We start from the raw sequence: 15,703 nt of genomic DNA on the forward strand, positions 1-15,703 counted from the left end.
TGAGTATGCCCCCCTCATTGTTAGTTATTTGTCTAATAGAACGAATTATATTAGATAAATAGATTCAAGGAAGCACAACTTTGTTTGTTTTAAACAAAGGCTTTGTTTATCTTTGTTGTTGATATTTGATAATTACGAACGAATGTTCTATAATGAGGGTAATAACACTGTTCGGAGATATTTACCCATGGAGTTAAATGAATTGAAAAAGCTTGCTGATACGTTGGACGATAATGGTAAGAGAGAGCTTATCTACTTTTTGCAGTCACGAGCCAAGGGAGTTTCGGTTCCAGTTCGAGCGATTGATGAAATCCATGAGCAGAAGCATAAAGACGGACTTGTTTGCCCGAATTGCAAAACCCATTCTGTCGTGCGATTTGGAAAGTACGCTGTAAAAACACGTACTGGAGAGGTTAAACGTCAACGTTACCGTTGTAAGTCCTGTCTTCAAACGTTCAATGACCTTACAAATACCCCTCTGCAACGAACGAGGAGACCTCATATTTGGGTTCGTTTTATTGAATGCATGATTGAAGGATATTCTCTGAGAAAATGTGCAGAGAAGTTAAACTGTGAAGTCACGCATGTCACCTTGTTTTACTGGCGGCATAAGATTCTCTCTGCTCTAAAACAGATTCCAACCGAAGCATTTCAAGATATTGTTGAGATGGATGAGACTTACTTTCTGTACTCAGAAAAGGGCAAGCGAAATATCGCCGAACGCAAGCCACGTAAACGTGGAGGCAAAGCTAAATATCGTGGTATAAGCCACGATCAAGTGTGCGTACTTGTTGCACGTGACCGTCAGAAAATGACGTACTCTGGCGTTCTTGGACGTGGGCGAATTCGTACAACGAAATTGGATGAAGCGATCGGCGGTCATTTGTCCGACTCAAACGTGCTATGCACTGATTCGTGGAGGGCATTTAGCTCCTATGCCAATTCAAAAGGCTTGGCTCATTACCGATTCAAGTCCGACGGAAAGCAACGTGTAAAAGGCGTGTACCATATCCAAAACGCAAACAGCTACCACAGCCGCTTGAAGAAATGGATGGATCGCTTTAATGGTGTTGCAACTAAATATTTGCAACATTATTTGGCTTGGTTTCGTTACTTAGACAGCAAGGAATATGAGAATACCGCATCGAATAAGAAAAATATGTTGGTCAAATCGTGCCTGTTTACTGTGACCGATACGAACGCCAAACTTCGGATTTCTGCTTATTCTTGTTAAGGTAACGGCAGGTGTGTTCATGCCCTTACTGAAAAAAATGTTTAGGGGAGAAGATATGCATGATACTTAAGAGAAAAGCTGCTTTGCTAATTATCATCTTGGTAATGAGTATTCTTTCAACTGGTTGCAATATATTTTCAGGACCACCAGAATCTGAAGAATCGGTTAAACAGAAAGTGGTCGCTCATCTTGTTTCAAAAGGCTACAAAGAAAATGAGTTTAATATCGAAGTTAAATATTATAAATCAGGAGAAGGCAAGTTCGGAGGTCCTTACGCCATTAATGTAGTTTTTAACGATGAGCCTAACGTAATTTATGGTTATAAATATAACTATAAATCAGAAAACAAAGATATAACTCAAAATGGCGTTGCTCCTATGGAAGGTAAGGATGATAAAAATTTTAAACACGCTGAGTAATTTTTTATTACGTCATCCACCTAACGAATTACGATAACTTATTAAACCGCCTTTTAGGGGGCGTTTATTTTTTGGCTAATAATCAACATTGAGATTTAACATAGCCTAAACAAAAAATAAAATGAATCTATTTTCTTAATGAGGATGAATATATCCACATGTCATCTCAATAAATGTACTTACTGTCATATCTCCTTAAATATATTTAGAAACAACTGTAACCATTCTCCCTCCTTCCTCGTCTTTAATACTGAGAAAAAGGAGAGATGATATTTATGAATAAACCATTGATTAGTTCCATGATCGCCATGACGATCTTCACGGCGACGGCCACAAGTGCAATTGCATCTGATAAGTTAATTGCTGGGCCTATCGTCGCACCAAATCATTCCTTTGTGGATGTCAGTGACAAGCATTGGGCTTCCAATGCCGTGTATGCCCTTCAAAGTCTGGGGATCATTCATGGAATTGATGCTAACCATTTTGCCCCCCTTCAGAAAGTGACCAAAGCACAGTTTATTCAAATGGTCATTGAGCTTGGATATAAGTCTGGTGCCTTAACGCCGAGACAACATGTAGCCGAGCCGACAGAGCCTTATGAAGATGTTCAAAAAACAGACTGGTTCTATGGTTCCGTAGTTGATGCTTTTGACCGAGGATTCATCGATACCTCCGTAAAGTTTAACCCTAATGAACCGATCGCGCGGGAAGAAGCAGTCATTATCCTTTCCAAATATTTTTCAGATGCATCGGGAAGCGATCTTAATCTCCGAGGCGACGTAATCAAGGATTATCCTTATGCTGATGTATCTGAGGCATCACTAGCAGGAAGCAATGCTGCTCTTTATTTGACGCATTTGGGACTGGTAAACGGCAAATTGGATAACGCGAATCATAAGGTGTTTGATTTTAAAGGGCAAATGACCCGAGCAGAGGCAGCTGAATTGCTGTACGTTGCGAATTCCAAATATCTTGACCTGTTGTCGCATAAGACATACAAAGAGGGAGAAGCCACGTTCGAGGTCAATAAAACTACCAACGGTTATACGATCACGGGCACGTTGGATAAGTTGCCGATTGATGGATATAGCATCGCCATCACGGGACACAAAATTCAAGGTAACATCATCACTGTGTCCTACACCATTACGGAACCAAACCCCAATCGTAATGATGTTGGGGAAGTTGTAAGCAACTATTCCATAAAAACGGGAACCGGAGCGAATGTTCGCTTTAATTTCGAAGCTAATCAGAAGGATACTGACATCGTATTGACGGAAAATGGCGTCACGTTTACCATGGTGCATAAGCAGGATGATCTTACCATTTTTGCTGATATGGGGGAACAACCAACTACAGGATATGCCGTGAAAATCAAGGGAATCTCCTTCGAACCGAATGATGTAGTGATGATCCAATATTCGGTGCAAAAGCCGCAGCCTGGACAGCTTCAGGGACAGATCGTTATGCATCCTACAGATACCTTTAGCAATCGCGTAGACATCGGGAAAAACTATACGTACCGCCTTCAATTGATAGATGCTGCAGAGTAATTGGTATAACCATTGCAAGAATCCTTTGTCTTGTGAAAAGTAACAATAGAAATTGAACCGACGACAGCCATGGACGAGAGCTACAGCGACAAACAGCCGACATCATGTTTCTTGATGTCGGCTGTTTGTCGCTCTTTATACTGTACGAGTGGTTAAATAATCGACAACTTTATCCAAGTGAAAGTTATTAGCAGCGTTCGCTTCTTCCACTTCCACTATGCTCCTTGTTTCATAGTAGCCTGCTTTTGAGAAGGGGTCTTCTTCCACATATAGAGAAGCTTCTTCTAAGTTTCCACAACTGAGAATCATTATGGCTGTACCATCTTTACAAGGACCACAAAACGGTAGAACATCTTTTTCTTTTAGCTTCCTTAAATATTCAACATGATCTCGCACCAAACCTTCCGTCATTAAGTGGCGTTGTTTATTTGAAAGATGAACAAAAAATTGCACAGCTTTCCCTCCCTATAGTTTTATATTTACATTGCGATATTACTGCTTTAATGTTTGCTAAATTACCGTCTAAGTGGTTATCTAGTTTCATGTCAGCTTTAACTAGATATCCGGGCTTGTTCAATATCGTTAAGTCCCTTGGGAGCTAGTGTTGAATTAAGGATGTTTTCTTGAATATTGTTGCTATCTGATATAATGTGAAGTGCGTAGACACACTTTAAGGAGCAACTAATTCGACTTTTATTCGGTCGGGGTCTTCGAAAAACAGAGCATAATAATTAAGAGTTGTCATAGCAGTTGCCTTTTCGACTCATGCTGCAGATAAACTCGTGCTTCTTTAGGAGCTTCTGGTAGCCTTTGCTGGCGTATTGGACGCCACGATCAGAATGTACAATAAGTCCTTTGGATGCACCGGTGCGGCCAATTGCTTGCTTTAGAGCAGCGCAGACAAGCTCTGTTTTCATACGACCATCCATCGCCCAGCCTACGAGTTTTCGACCGTGTAAATCCAGTACTCCAGCGAGATATAGCCATCCTTCAGCTGTTGGAATATACGTAATGTCACTCAGCCATTTCTCATTGGGTTTGCTCGTTGTAAAGTTCTGGTTCACAATGTTATCTGCAACCGGTAGATTGTGACTTGAATGGGTTGTTGCTTTATATTTTTTAACCACTTTCGATCGGATCCCGTTTGCTCGCATTAATCGGGCAACGCGGCCGCGACTCGCCTTCTTCTCTGATGGCAGGTTCTTAGTAATCTGCGGTGCTCCATAGATGCCACGACTATTCGAGTAAATGTCTTTTATCGTATGAAGCAGCTCACGATTCGCTTTGCTGCGTTTACTTTCAGGTCGCTTGATATGAGCATAATAGCCGCTTCTTGAGACGCTAAGGGCCTGGCACATCTTCGCAATCCGAAACTCGAAGCGGTGTTCAAAGATAAACTTGAACCTCATTATTTCTGATTTTTCGCGAAGTAGGCTGCCGCCTTTTTTAGGATATCATTCTCTTCTTTCAAATCCGCCAATTGCTTGCGAAGCTTACGTATTTCATCATCTTCAGCTTTAAGATGACCACTGCCTGGAAACGAACTGTCTCCATCACGCTTATAAAATTTCACCAGTCACGGACTGTGGTGTAATGTACATCCAGTTCCTTAGCTGCATCCGCTACCGTTGATTCCTCGGCTAAGATTCGCAACACAACCTGCTCTTTAAACGCCTTATCGAATTTCTTCCTCTGTCCCATAGTAAATCCCTCCACGTATATTATAGAGGTTTTCTATGTGTCTATCTATTCGGGGCAGGGTCAACCCTCTTCCCATTGCTGATATGGCGTATAACCAAGCTCCGACAGAAACCACCCCCAAAACTCAGCCGAATATTTGAGGTCTGATACGTAAATCTCGATATGATGTAGAAATCCAAAATGATTCACCTTTCCTTGTTGCTTTTATCACTTCATCATTAGTCCGCTTTAAACGATTGTATCGTAATGAATTGGGTTTCTGACACGATGGCAAAATAAATAGTTATCCAAGTAACGAGTCGCAACATCAAAAACTGGAAGTTGAGAAATAAATACATATTCCTTCAATTAATAAGCAATAATATCAATTGATATTACTCTGTTCGACCAAAAGGGTGGGGCTTTGTGGCTTTGTTTAAAAAAAGGTTGTATTGGTCGCTGCTTGTTGCTGCGATTATAATTTTCATGGTTTACATTGTTGTTCAATATGTTATCGTCGGAGCTCGTGGGGCAGGAATCGTACAAGCTAAGTTAGACTCCGTTTCATTTGCGTACCATTGCTGGCTCGCATTCCTAATTGTTCACATATCGGCCAGCAGTATCGCATTCGTAATCGGTCCCATCCAATTCGTTGGACTTCAGCCGAAGAAACCAGCTTCTCTCCATCGGGCTCTCGGCTACTTGTACGCTGTTTCGATTATTATCGGCTCTTTAACCGGCGCTTATCTGGCATACAATTCGACCGGCGGGCCAATTGAGGGGCTAGGCTTCCTAATGCTTGACATACTCTGGATTTCAACCCTGTCGGTAGCGATGAAGCATGTATATTCGAAAAGATTCATCCGACACCGCGAGTGGATGCTTCGCAGTTATTCGGTCACATTTGCATTCGTCACCTTTAGGGTACTCCTGCTGCCGTTAACCTACGGCCTGTCTCTTAATTTACAAACCGGAATGCAAATATCATCCTGGCTGTGCTGGATTATCAACTTATCCGCAGCTGAATGGATCATTCGCAGTAATAGGAGGAAAGCCAATGGGAACAAGATCCCAAATTTTGTTTAGCATTGCAGTGAACGGTCTTCTACCTTGGGGGGTATATGAGCTGCTTCATACCCATATGGGTAGCACGCAAGCACTAATCTACGCAACACTTGTGCCGCTCGTTGACAATCTCATCCACTTTGCCAGACACAGGAAAGTGGATGTCTTCGGGTCACTTATGCTGTTCACCTTCCTACTTACATTGGGACTCGCTTTTGCAGGAGGAGGAGAGAGGATAATTCTCATGAGGGAATCCTTTATCAGTGGTGGCGTAGGTATTATATTTCTCGGCTCCCTGGTGTTCCATAAGCCCCTTATGTATTATCTCGCACGCAAATTCGTTCCCTCGGAACGTTTTGTTTCCAATTCGAAGTATCCCTATTTCCGCTATGTAATGCGTTTGATGACATTTGTCTGGGGAAGTGGTCTGATCTTGGAATCTCTCCTTCGGATATACCTTGTCTATCGCTTGACGATCGACCAGTTTCTAGCCGTCTCCAGCCTTTTATTCTACATCGCTATTGGCCTCCTGATTCTTTGGACGGTATGGTATCGACGGAAATCTGCCCGCAAACTTGCCGCAGTGATTGCCGACTCGGCCAGAGCTCATTAAAGTGGTGGATCACTAACATATACTATATCGAGCTTGCTGATGCTCGCCTAGTACTCTGCGCTGCTGAAGTAGATATATGGGAACTCGATATCCGACCAGTAATCTCCCGCGAACAGCAGGCCCAGCGGCTAAATGACCGTATAGATGCCGTCGCTGTTGTGCCTGGGGGAGTGGTAGAAGGTTAATCGCGTCCCCCCCTCGCTATTACTCAGCTTCAATACCTTGTCCATCCGCCTGCGCTCGGTGCGTGACACTTGGGTAAGCAGTCTCGTAGTCCCGCTCCAAGTAGGACGAGTCTTCGAAGTCGTAAATTCGCTCGAAAATGATGTATATCAGATTTTCGATTTTTTAGAGATTGCAGAAAGTAGAATCAGATATTAGATGCTGATGCTCATCAAACAAAAGGGGGCATTGGTGGTGCATCCTCCCCCCTCCCCTTTTTAACGATATAATTCTACTTAACAATAGCAACCGCCAAGCCGTCATATGCTGGCAACAGTGTGCCGATGAGTCGCTCGTCGCATACTATTGCTTGGTTGAACTGGCGCATTGCGAAAACAGAAGTGCCGTTCTCGTCAGGGTCGATCGTTTTTCCATGTAACAGCGCGTTATCACCTGTGATGACCGCGCCAGGGTTTGCGAGCTTGATTGCCCACTCCAGATAGAGCGGATAATTCTCCTTATCAGCATCGATGAAGAAGAAGTCAAACCTACGACCTTCTTCAGCTAGTTCGGCTAAACTTTTCTTTGCGTCTCCTACACGGTATTCAACGCGTTCTCCAAGGCCTGCCGCTTCTAGGCTGCCACGAGCAACATCCGCATATTCCTGAAGTAATTCCAATGACGTCAAGCGTCCGCCATTAGCCAATCCCTTTGCCAAACAAATCCCGCTGTATCCACCGAGCGCTCCGATCTCAAGTACACTACTTGCGCGGCACATGCGAACAAGCATGGTCAACAGACGACCGTATCCCACAGCGATGGAAATCTCCGGCATTGCCTTGTCGCGAATTGTCTGATGAACACGTTCTAGATCAATATTCTCTCCAAGCAAACTTTCCACATATTGTTCGACAGACATGATCTTTTGCTCTCCCTTTAGATACAACCCACATAAGATTTGAAATTTTTTGTACCTATTCGTTTCCGTTTACACAATTACATTAGCAACTTCTTTTGTCTTTGCTATCCCAAGGCCATTGTCCAACCGTATGTTCAAGTTACGTTGGTATTATCAAATCGACAATTTTGGGCGCCACAACTTAGACTTTCAACACTCGGAGGTGTTTAAAGCAATTTCTCAAAACATAGATAAGGAACCTTGCGCATCGGAAACTTGATCGTGCCCACCTCAACGTATCCCGCCCGTCGATACATGCCGACTGCGCCGGGATTCCCTGTAAAGACGTCGAGCCTGATACTGGAGCTGCCTGCCTCCCGTGCGTGTTCCTCGGCGAACTGAAGCAGTCTTTTACCAATTCCCTGCCCTTGATAATCGGGATGTACTGCTAGCCTATGGATGCATGAAGGTTTCCCTGTCCGATCGTTCCATATTAAACGTGCGTACTTTCCGCTCTGCTGGCTGTCCACAACAACAGCTCCAATTATCCGCTGCCCACCTCTAATGCCGTACACTGTTCCTCTCTTCAAATCCTGTTCGATAACGAATCGATTCGGGTAGAATCGGTCCCATTGGCGAATGCCCGCTTGGCTTAGACTCAACGTGATCTCGCGGTACAACTGCACCAAGTCCTTCCTATCTTGCTTTGTCAGCCTGACGATTTCCATCGTATTTCACTCCCTAAAGGTATAGTGTTCCATTTTTCTTTATTTGGAGGAACTTAACTGCGGAGTGTCGGCGGTATACAATCGTCCACAGCACTGCAGCACCAATGAAGCCGTAGAGCACAAAGTTAGAGAAGACCAAATATCTCTCAGTGGACATGTGGTAAACCATATATACACGAACAGCAGCTTCCCCCGTGAGCATAATACCCCACACAACCGTCATCAGCCGCATTACAAATCGAAAATAAGCATAGCTCCAGCTACTCGAAAAATCATTACCGATTACAAATCGTGTTGCCAGATGGTACATGATTGGTCGGCTAAAGAACAAAGAGCCAAGAAACACCAAGCCCACACTTGCGGTAATGAACGACTCACGGATGAGCAACAGTTTCTCGTCACCGCCAAAAAAAACAAGCGCGATTGTAAGCACGAACGTAAACAGCATAAGACCACCGAAAGCATCCAGCTTGCGGTGCTTCACGAGTTGAAATAAGTTGTCAAGCAGTGGGATCAACGTCGCGATGGACAGCGCAGCCAAGCTGCTCATGTGACTCGATAATACGGTATATAATGCCCAAGGAATAATACCGTTAATCAGAAGCGTAAGAATGACATATATCTTTTGTGACATTTCAAACCACTCTTTCAATAGATTTTAGGCTACTACGGCTTGATTTATGGAGATATAGTTCAGTGAATGCAAGGTTTAGCGCAATAGATAGGTAAACAGCGAAGGGGAAGGTGGAGCTAGTCGATGCGTCGATGGATAACTGAATGATCCCCAAAACAATCCGAAAGGTGACAAATACGAATGTAATGGCATAGCTGCGAAGCATCCATTCCCTATGCTGGCGAAGCCTTTTATTCCTAATGTGCCGGATGCCTATAACCGTCGTTCCCAGCCAGAGGACATCCAATAACAAGAATGCAACCGTCGACGGCGTCCCCCCTGTTGCGTAAAGTGAAATGTACGGGACAACAAGCACATTTAGCAGAATGGCTATTCCATAGATTCTACCCAGCATTTTGTGCCTGGGTGTTTTTTTGCGGCTTCGCTGCGTCAATTGGTAAGCTCCAATCAGAAGTGCGGTTATGCCTAGCAGAATGTGAGGGTAGAAGAACAGCTTCCAAATGGCGTAAGGAAACGAGCTATCATTCAGCTTGGCGGACACCATTCCCGCTTGACTTGGTTTGTAGATTAAATACTGCAGCACCACATAGAAGGTAAATAGATAAACAAGCACATATAACACTGGTAAAATAATCTTCCGGTTCAACATAGGCCTGAGTCACTTCCTCTCTTTAACTTAGTGCTTTGGACATGAATGCAATCAAGTCCTGTACCATTATTCGTCTCTGCTCCTGTAAGACAGTGTTTTGCACACGCAGGCCGTACATGAACATGACAAGCATCTCCGCAATCTTCGATCCATCGGTCCCTATGGGAATCACCTTGTGCATCTTACCAACTTCGATCCAGCTTGTGCAGGTCTCAAGTGTATGGCCGTAGATATCCCGGACGATCGCTTCTACTTTGTCATTGTCCATCTGACTCAGCAAGTAAATGAAAATTTTGTTCGTCACATCTTCATGACTCGTAGAGCGGATCATGCCTTCGGCGATGAACTGCAGTGGATAGCTTAGGCCCGATGTACTCGGACTTGCTACAATCTCGGTAAACCGTGTATTAATTTGTTCGACTCGTGATTTAAGCAAGAGACCGAACAATTCGTCCTTACTGGAGACATAATGATAAATCGCTCCCTTCGACATTCCACTTTGTCGGATAATATCTCGCAGCGTCGTCTGTGTGCATTCCTTCTGTTGAATAAGCACCTCAGCGGCATCCATAATTGTTTGAAAGCTTGATCTATTTATTGCCATTCCCCCGCGTCCTTTCGCTTGTCGCTCAAACCAACCGACGGTATATTACAATGAAATATACCATACCGACCGTCGGTATGTAAAGATCACTGCAGATCCTTCTAAGTTCCGGGAAATTAAGTAAAAGGCAATACTAGAACATAAATACATAAATACATAAAAACAAAAAGACGAAGCGTTTTATCCCCCGCGGAATTGCGAACACCATCCGAAAGTCCTGGTTATCGAAATACACCACCTGCTGCAGTGGGAACCGTTCTCTGTCAAACACAAGATGATCACCTTTCGTAAGGCGTAGATTCTCGCCTGCTTCGAACGGTCCATATCCCGCAGATCGATTACCCAAGGCCACGTTTAAATGCCTCATTCCTGCTACCATGGAATACGTCTTCTCCCACTTAACAACTGCATTTACATCACTTACTTTAAATTGTGCCATTCTATATCATTCTTCAGTCCTTCATATTCTAAATCATGAAATTCTTGAAACCTGTTACGTACTTCACTTATATTGTAGTGTATACTTTGGAAATAGCTAACTGAGACCTAATCGTTCCAAGACCTTGGATATCCCTGGGAGTGAATAGCGGTGGCTCCATTCTCGTTCCACATAAGCAGCAATGAGCTCAAGCGTCCAGTTGTACTTGGAAGTGAAGCCGACCTCATGTGGAATCGAATTTGCGATAATATGTTTCAACTGCTGCTGCTGCTGCTTCGTCAACCGGGTAGGAGCGCCAGAAGAGTATTTACGCTGCAAGGCTGTTAATCCACCGCTTTCATACGCATGAATGTAACTGCTCACCGTCATTCGACATCGATTTAATATGCCAGCGATCTCCGTCATAGATGTGCCTTTCAAATGCAAATAGACGGCTTGATACCGTTCATACATGCGCCGCTCTTTGACTTGTTTCATTGCTTGTGTTACTTCTTCCAATTCGTTATGCTTCTTAATCATAGCACTCCCCACTCGTCCGTTTGTTGATCTGTTTATCATTCGACAATCGGTTCAATTCCATGTGCTTAAGGATTGCCAAGAACTTTAGTCCATTTATATAGATCGAATTTTAAATCTATCTTACTCGATCGCACCTTCTTAATGATTAAATTGAATCAACTCGCAATTGTTAAGCACTTTCTCCAAATTAAGAAGTACCACAAACCTGTTCTCGTCCATCTTCGCAATACCTCTCAAATACTTTGCTTTTATCCCGCCTATAATTTCAGGAGGATCTTCGATGTGATTAATATCGATATCAACAACATCGTTGGCTGAATCTACGATAACACCTACTTCGATATCGTTTACTTCTACAATAATTGTCCGGGCGTTATGCGTATATGCTTCTACCGGCAGCCCAAATCTTCCTCGCAGGTCGATAACAGGAATGACCACGCCCCGCAGATTGATTACACCTTTAATAAAATCATAGGTATTCGGTACACGAGTGACAGGCATCACTCGTTCTATACCTTTAACCCGCTTAATTTCGATGCCGTATTTTTCATCTGCAAGCGTAAATACGATAACTTTTAATTCTTCATCCATGGAAATCCCTCCGGATTAATTGATTAGTGCATTTGTGTCAACAATCAGCGCTACTTGTCCATCCCCTAATATCGTCGCTCCGGAAATGGCAATTATGTTGGTCAGGTACTTGCCCAACGATTTAAGGACAATCTCTTGCTGTCCTAGAAAATCATCAACCGGGATGGCGAACAGTTTTTCGCCTTTGCGAACGACGATAATTTTAATCGTTTCCGCAATTTCCAGTTCAGTTTGCGGGATCTGTAAGATATCATGAAGAGAAATTACAGGTATAATATTTTTACGAAACTCCATCATCCGCATACCGCTCACGTACCGCAATTGGTCTTTTCTAACACAGGCAGTTTCGACAATAGTTGTTAGCGGAATCGCATATCTCTCGGGACCAATCTGAATTAGCATTGCGGTAATAATTGTTAATGTTAGTGGTAACTGAACAGAAAATGTCGTCCCTTCTCCCCGCTTCGAATCCACCTGTACACGACCGCCAAGTGATTCGATTTTGGTCTTCACAACGTCGAGACCTACGCCTCTGCCCGAAAGATCAGAAATCTGTTCAGCTGTGCTGAAACCTGAAGCAAAGAGAAGCTGGTAAATTTCATGCTCTGACATTCTCGATGCTTGGTCTTGTGTAACAAGCCCTTGCTGCATGGCCCTATTAAGAACCTTTTCTCCATTAATCCCCGCGCCATCGTCTTCAATTTCGATAAAAACCTGGTTCCCGCTATGAAACGCACGCAACTGAATGGTTCCGGTTTCCAGCTTACCCGCTGCCACCCGTGCAGCCAATTGTTCAATTCCGTGGTCAGCCGAGTTACGCAGCATGTGTACCAGCGGGTCGCCGATCTCATCTACTATGATACGGTCCATCTCGGTATCTGCTCCGGTAATAACCAGCTCCAACTTCTTACCGATCGATTTAGCCACATCCCGAATCATACGTGGAAAACGATTGAATACGTTATCAACCGATACCATACGCAGCTTCATGACAACATTCTGCAAATCGTTGCTTACCCTTGACATATGCTCTACTGTTTCTGTCAGCTCTGTCCGACGAATTTCCGATGCTAGCTGTTCCAGACGCACACGATCCAACAGTAACTCGCTAAACAGGTTCATTAATGCATCCAAACGTTCGATATCCACGCGAATCGTTCGTGTTGCAGGTAAAGCATTCCCTGGTGGTGGAGCTGCTTTGGCCGATGGCTCCGCTTTACCACGTGACTGCTCTACAACCTGCGTATCCGCAACAGTTACCATAGTGTTTTGGGTATTTTCCTGTCCTACCATCAATTCTTTGAGCGAATCGCTTGTCAATCCAATAACGTTCACCGATTCGATCTCCGAAACGTTCCCTATAATCCTGCAAAGCTCACTTTCCTCTACTTGAGATATATAATAGACAGAGAAAGTTCGATCGAACCTTTCTTGCTCGATCTCTTCTACAGTCGGTGAGGATTTAACAATTTCCCCACTGCCCTCAAGCGCCTTGAATACCATATACGCTCTTGCTGCCTTAAGAATACAGTTCTCTTCAAGCTCTACTTCTACGCGAAACACATTATGACCGGACTCGATCAATTGATGCATGATCGCGAACTGGAACTCATCAATATGAGCAGGCAAATGGCCCGATTTATCCTTTCCATCGGCATTCTCTTTTATATAATCGCCTGATACAATTGATTTCAATATGGTCACATTTTCTTTGACATCAGCTCGGCCGGTGCCTCCCTGCATAATATCTTGGACCATAGATTCAAGTGAGTCTGTACTCCTAAATAGTGCATCGAAAATAAAGACGCTCATCTCGAGCTTCTGGTTACGAACCAGATCCAGAACGCTTTCCATCTGGTGTGTAAGTGCTGCCATATCTTCAAACCCCATCGTCGCTGACATTCCCTTCAGCGTATGCGCTGAACGAAATATCGCTTGAACAAAGCTCAAATCCTCCTGGCTTTCCTCTAAACGAAGGAGATTCTCATTGATCGATTGTAAATGCTCTCTAGATTCATCGATAAACATGGACAAATATTGATTCATATCCAACCCCAAGCACCTCCTGCTGGTTTACCCGGTTTTCCTATTCAATTATCCGAGATCGACTCTGAATTGATGCAATTCTGCTGCCATCCCCAGAGAGATCATTTCCAAAGCATACATTTCAAGTTGAATCAGGGCCTAATATGTCGGTCGTTGAAAGTAAGTTACGGGTATTTCCCTAATTCTCTTAGCGACCAAATGTTCATCGCTGTAATGTGGATCCGTATGTCTCATCTCTTAGTCTTCGAGTTATAGAAACATATCGTATATCCGTATGTTGCCCTAAGTTCGGTTTAAAGCGCATCTTGATAAAATCAATGCATTGCATATTTAGACCCGTCACTTCTTTGATTAAATTCGTGTAGTCTTTTATGTCAGGAAGCTTCTGCTTTGAAACAAGCAAAGGAAACTGTATGATTTCGGGTTTCCTACCTGCTCTATCTAATTCTAAACTAATATAGTATCTATCCAATAAAAGATTATGATTCTCCATTCTTCACTTCTACACATCCATTTTTAAATTATGGGTTAGATAGGACATGACACGCAGCCCTTCCCTATCTTGTTCATTTTAAATAAATTAGGAGCCGGTCACTTGGGCTTAGCATGCGTCTTCGCCCATATCTGGTTGTAATTTGCAAGCAATTCAATCGCGTAAGAGAAAACACTTATCGCAGTAAACGCCGTCAAGTAATAAAATGAAATCCCACAATAAACGCAATTGAAATCTGCAGCAAAGTGTGCGACATGTTCAAGAGAACTACCATACTATAATAATGCTACCGCAACGTAGACAAATCTTACTATACATCTAGCTCTCCCAAGGATTATTTTATTAAGCCGAGAGCACCTTTCTGACAGCTTCTAACACCCGGTCTTTTTGAAAGGGCTTCACAACAAAATCCTTCGCCCCTGCTGTAATTGCATCTAAAACCATGCCTTGCTGCCCCATTGCTGAGCACATAATCACTTTAACCTCTGAATTCAATTGTTTAATGGCTTTGACCGCTGCTATACCATCCATCTCCGGCATTGTAATATCCATTGTAATGAGATCAGGATTGCAAGATTTATAAAAGGAGATAGCTTCTTCACCGTTAGCTGCTTCAGCTACCACTTCATGCCCTCCCTCCGTTAAAATTTCTTTTATCATCTTTCTCATAAAAGCCGCGTCATCAACAACCATAATTTTTGCCATTCAAGACACTTCCCATTCTGTTTTATTTAGTTGTTTGCGCCTCTTCTAGCTGCATGTACACATCAATTTTGCCTATCTCAGATGTCATTGTTACAACTGTGTAATTGTTGATGGAATGATACGTAACGTCCCCCTCATGAAGAAGAGGCTGAGTAATATTAACTTGAATTCCTTGGGATGCTAATTCAGTAGCAATTCCGCTAACAAACCAGTTTCCAAACTCTTGAAATGCGCTCCAACACATTTCATCAAGTTGTTGAACTTCATAGCCCCCCATCATACGACTAACCAATTCCTTAACAGTAGCCGTACTCATCGTACTAATAAACTGCCCTTCCATCTGCCCAATAATTTGGAGAGCTACACCAACGCCATTACTCTCAATGCTATTAGCCCCTTGCTGCAACTCAGATGTCTCAACAATCAAGCCAAGGTACCCAGCTAATACATTCTGTCCAACCTTGGATATTACGTCATATTCATTAAGCATGTCGTTCTCCCTGAATTAAGTCTTAGTTTCTAAGATATTTTTTCCTCGTGTGCTGTAATTTCTGGATTTCCGCAGGTCAGGAAATCCTGCTTTCTCAATTGGTATGAATTTGCTTTGCAGGATTGAGATCAGCGAGGAGACAATCCCTATTGGAGTTCCATTTTAAATTGAGGCTCTTACC

General features: G+C 43.3%; 17 protein-coding genes and 2 pseudogenes. 5 read left to right on the forward strand and 14 right to left on the reverse strand.

Annotation, left to right across the window (positions count from 1 at the left end):
- Positions 1 to 187 precede the first annotated feature (187 nt).
- The 3 genes from A8990_RS20415 to A8990_RS20425 all read left to right on the forward strand — a co-directional run bounded on the left by A8990_RS20415 (position 188) and on the right by A8990_RS20425 (position 3,206).
- Positions 188 to 1,234, forward strand: a complete 1,047-nt coding sequence (locus tag A8990_RS20415) for an IS1595 family transposase (protein WP_116190898.1) — start codon at positions 188 to 190, stop codon at positions 1,232 to 1,234.
- 59 nt (positions 1,235 to 1,293) lie between these two features.
- Positions 1,294 to 1,653: a DUF3139 domain-containing protein gene (locus A8990_RS20420; RefSeq protein ID WP_116190899.1), complete on the forward strand. Its 360-nt coding sequence runs from the start codon at positions 1,294 to 1,296 to the stop codon at positions 1,651 to 1,653.
- 275 nt (positions 1,654 to 1,928) lie between these two features.
- Positions 1,929 to 3,206 (forward strand): S-layer homology domain-containing protein, encoded by a 1,278-nt coding sequence (locus A8990_RS20425; RefSeq protein ID WP_181909690.1) that lies wholly within the window; start codon positions 1,929 to 1,931, stop codon positions 3,204 to 3,206.
- Positions 3,207 to 3,341: 135 nt separating this feature from the next.
- Here A8990_RS20425 and A8990_RS20430 read toward each other — a convergent pair whose 3' ends face one another.
- The 4 genes and pseudogenes from A8990_RS20430 to A8990_RS32790 form a co-directional block, all read right to left on the reverse strand.
- Positions 3,342 to 3,659 carry a YciI family protein gene (locus A8990_RS20430; RefSeq protein WP_245996122.1) on the reverse strand — a complete coding sequence of 106 codons (318 nt, stop codon included), beginning with the start codon at positions 3,657 to 3,659 and terminating at the stop codon, positions 3,342 to 3,344.
- Between the two features lie 278 nt (positions 3,660 to 3,937).
- Positions 3,938 to 4,642: pseudogene (locus A8990_RS20435) on the reverse strand (IS3 family transposase); the annotation flags it as partial.
- A gap of 133 nt (positions 4,643 to 4,775) precedes the next feature.
- A complete protein-coding gene (locus tag A8990_RS32785) occupies positions 4,776 to 4,907 on the reverse strand; it encodes a transposase (protein ID WP_116190903.1) in 132 nt (43 codons plus the stop codon).
- A gap of 63 nt (positions 4,908 to 4,970) precedes the next feature.
- Positions 4,971 to 5,096, reverse strand: a pseudogene (locus A8990_RS32790) (VOC family protein); the annotation flags it as partial.
- Between the two features lie 276 nt (positions 5,097 to 5,372).
- On the opposite strand from A8990_RS32790, the gene A8990_RS32795 reads away from it, so the two are divergent.
- Positions 5,373 to 5,972: a DUF2306 domain-containing protein gene (locus tag A8990_RS32795; RefSeq protein ID WP_425463920.1), complete on the forward strand. Its 600-nt coding sequence runs from the start codon at positions 5,373 to 5,375 to the stop codon at positions 5,970 to 5,972.
- Positions 5,944 to 6,564, forward strand: a complete 621-nt coding sequence (locus A8990_RS20455) for a VC0807 family protein (protein ID WP_116190905.1) — start codon at positions 5,944 to 5,946, stop codon at positions 6,562 to 6,564. Before A8990_RS32795 ends, A8990_RS20455 begins: the two co-directional genes overlap by 29 nt.
- Positions 6,565 to 7,018: 454 nt before the next feature.
- Here the strand turns inward: A8990_RS20455 and A8990_RS20460 are convergent, their stop codons facing one another.
- From A8990_RS20460 to A8990_RS20515, 10 genes are all read right to left on the reverse strand, one after another.
- Positions 7,019 to 7,645 (reverse strand): O-methyltransferase, encoded by a 627-nt coding sequence (locus A8990_RS20460; protein WP_116190906.1) that lies wholly within the window; start codon positions 7,643 to 7,645, stop codon positions 7,019 to 7,021.
- Positions 7,646 to 7,851: 206 nt separating this feature from the next.
- Complete coding sequence (locus A8990_RS20465) at positions 7,852 to 8,352, reverse strand: GNAT family N-acetyltransferase (protein ID WP_116190907.1); 501 nt, start codon at positions 8,350 to 8,352, stop codon at positions 7,852 to 7,854.
- A 13-nt stretch (positions 8,353 to 8,365) separates the two neighbouring features.
- Positions 8,366 to 8,986, reverse strand: coding sequence for a VC0807 family protein (locus A8990_RS20470; protein ID WP_116190908.1), 621 nt, complete (start codon positions 8,984 to 8,986; stop codon positions 8,366 to 8,368).
- A 1-nt stretch (position 8,987) separates the two neighbouring features.
- Complete coding sequence (locus A8990_RS20475; protein ID WP_116190909.1) at positions 8,988 to 9,635, reverse strand: DUF2306 domain-containing protein; 648 nt, start codon at positions 9,633 to 9,635, stop codon at positions 8,988 to 8,990.
- 22 nt (positions 9,636 to 9,657) lie between these two features.
- Entirely contained in the window at positions 9,658 to 10,239 is a 582-nt protein-coding gene (locus A8990_RS20480; protein ID WP_116190910.1) for a TetR/AcrR family transcriptional regulator, read from the reverse strand.
- Between the two features lie 535 nt (positions 10,240 to 10,774).
- Positions 10,775 to 11,197, reverse strand: coding sequence for a helix-turn-helix domain-containing protein (locus tag A8990_RS20490; RefSeq protein WP_181909691.1), 423 nt, complete (start codon positions 11,195 to 11,197; stop codon positions 10,775 to 10,777).
- A gap of 138 nt (positions 11,198 to 11,335) precedes the next feature.
- Positions 11,336 to 11,788: a chemotaxis protein CheW gene (locus A8990_RS20495; RefSeq protein ID WP_116190913.1), complete on the reverse strand. Its 453-nt coding sequence runs from the start codon at positions 11,786 to 11,788 to the stop codon at positions 11,336 to 11,338.
- Between the two features lie 15 nt (positions 11,789 to 11,803).
- On the reverse strand, positions 11,804 to 13,840 hold the full coding sequence (locus tag A8990_RS20500; protein WP_116190914.1) for a chemotaxis protein CheA: 2,037 nt from the start codon (positions 13,838 to 13,840) through the stop codon (positions 11,804 to 11,806).
- An 829-nt stretch (positions 13,841 to 14,669) separates the two neighbouring features.
- Complete coding sequence (locus A8990_RS20510; RefSeq protein ID WP_116190916.1) at positions 14,670 to 15,032, reverse strand: response regulator; 363 nt, start codon at positions 15,030 to 15,032, stop codon at positions 14,670 to 14,672.
- A gap of 22 nt (positions 15,033 to 15,054) precedes the next feature.
- Entirely contained in the window at positions 15,055 to 15,522 is a 468-nt protein-coding gene (locus A8990_RS20515; protein ID WP_116190917.1) for a chemotaxis protein CheX, read from the reverse strand.
- Positions 15,523 to 15,703 lie beyond the last annotated feature (181 nt).

It is taken from the genome of Paenibacillus taihuensis (assembly GCF_003386535.1).
In the GTDB taxonomy this organism is placed as follows: domain Bacteria; phylum Bacillota; class Bacilli; order Paenibacillales; family Paenibacillaceae; genus Paenibacillus_Z; species Paenibacillus_Z taihuensis.

Bases quoted from the DNA above. Each gene is read 5' to 3' on its own strand.
- A8990_RS20415 (WP_116190898.1), top strand. From the start codon at position 188: ATGGAGTTAAATGAATTGAAAAAGCTTGCTGATACGTTGGACGATAAT.
- A8990_RS20420 (WP_116190899.1), top strand. From the start codon at position 1,294: ATGATACTTAAGAGAAAAGCTGCTTTGCTAATTATCATCTTGGTAATG.
- A8990_RS20425 (WP_181909690.1), top strand. From the start codon at position 1,929: ATGAATAAACCATTGATTAGTTCCATGATCGCCATGACGATCTTCACG.
- A8990_RS32785 (WP_116190903.1), bottom strand. From the start codon at position 4,907: ATGGGACAGAGGAAGAAATTCGATAAGGCGTTTAAAGAGCAGGTTGTG.
- A8990_RS32795 (WP_425463920.1), top strand. From the start codon at position 5,373: ATGGTTTACATTGTTGTTCAATATGTTATCGTCGGAGCTCGTGGGGCA.
- A8990_RS20455 (WP_116190905.1), top strand. From the start codon at position 5,944: ATGGGAACAAGATCCCAAATTTTGTTTAGCATTGCAGTGAACGGTCTT.
- A8990_RS20460 (WP_116190906.1), bottom strand. From the start codon at position 7,645: ATGTCTGTCGAACAATATGTGGAAAGTTTGCTTGGAGAGAATATTGAT.
- A8990_RS20465 (WP_116190907.1), bottom strand. From the start codon at position 8,352: ATGGAAATCGTCAGGCTGACAAAGCAAGATAGGAAGGACTTGGTGCAG.
- A8990_RS20470 (WP_116190908.1), bottom strand. From the start codon at position 8,986: ATGTCACAAAAGATATATGTCATTCTTACGCTTCTGATTAACGGTATT.
- A8990_RS20475 (WP_116190909.1), bottom strand. From the start codon at position 9,635: ATGTTGAACCGGAAGATTATTTTACCAGTGTTATATGTGCTTGTTTAT.
- A8990_RS20480 (WP_116190910.1), bottom strand. From the start codon at position 10,239: ATGGCAATAAATAGATCAAGCTTTCAAACAATTATGGATGCCGCTGAG.
- A8990_RS20490 (WP_181909691.1), bottom strand. From the start codon at position 11,197: ATGATTAAGAAGCATAACGAATTGGAAGAAGTAACACAAGCAATGAAA.
- A8990_RS20495 (WP_116190913.1), bottom strand. From the start codon at position 11,788: ATGGATGAAGAATTAAAAGTTATCGTATTTACGCTTGCAGATGAAAAA.
- A8990_RS20510 (WP_116190916.1), bottom strand. From the start codon at position 15,032: ATGGCAAAAATTATGGTTGTTGATGACGCGGCTTTTATGAGAAAGATG.
- A8990_RS20515 (WP_116190917.1), bottom strand. From the start codon at position 15,522: ATGCTTAATGAATATGACGTAATATCCAAGGTTGGACAGAATGTATTA.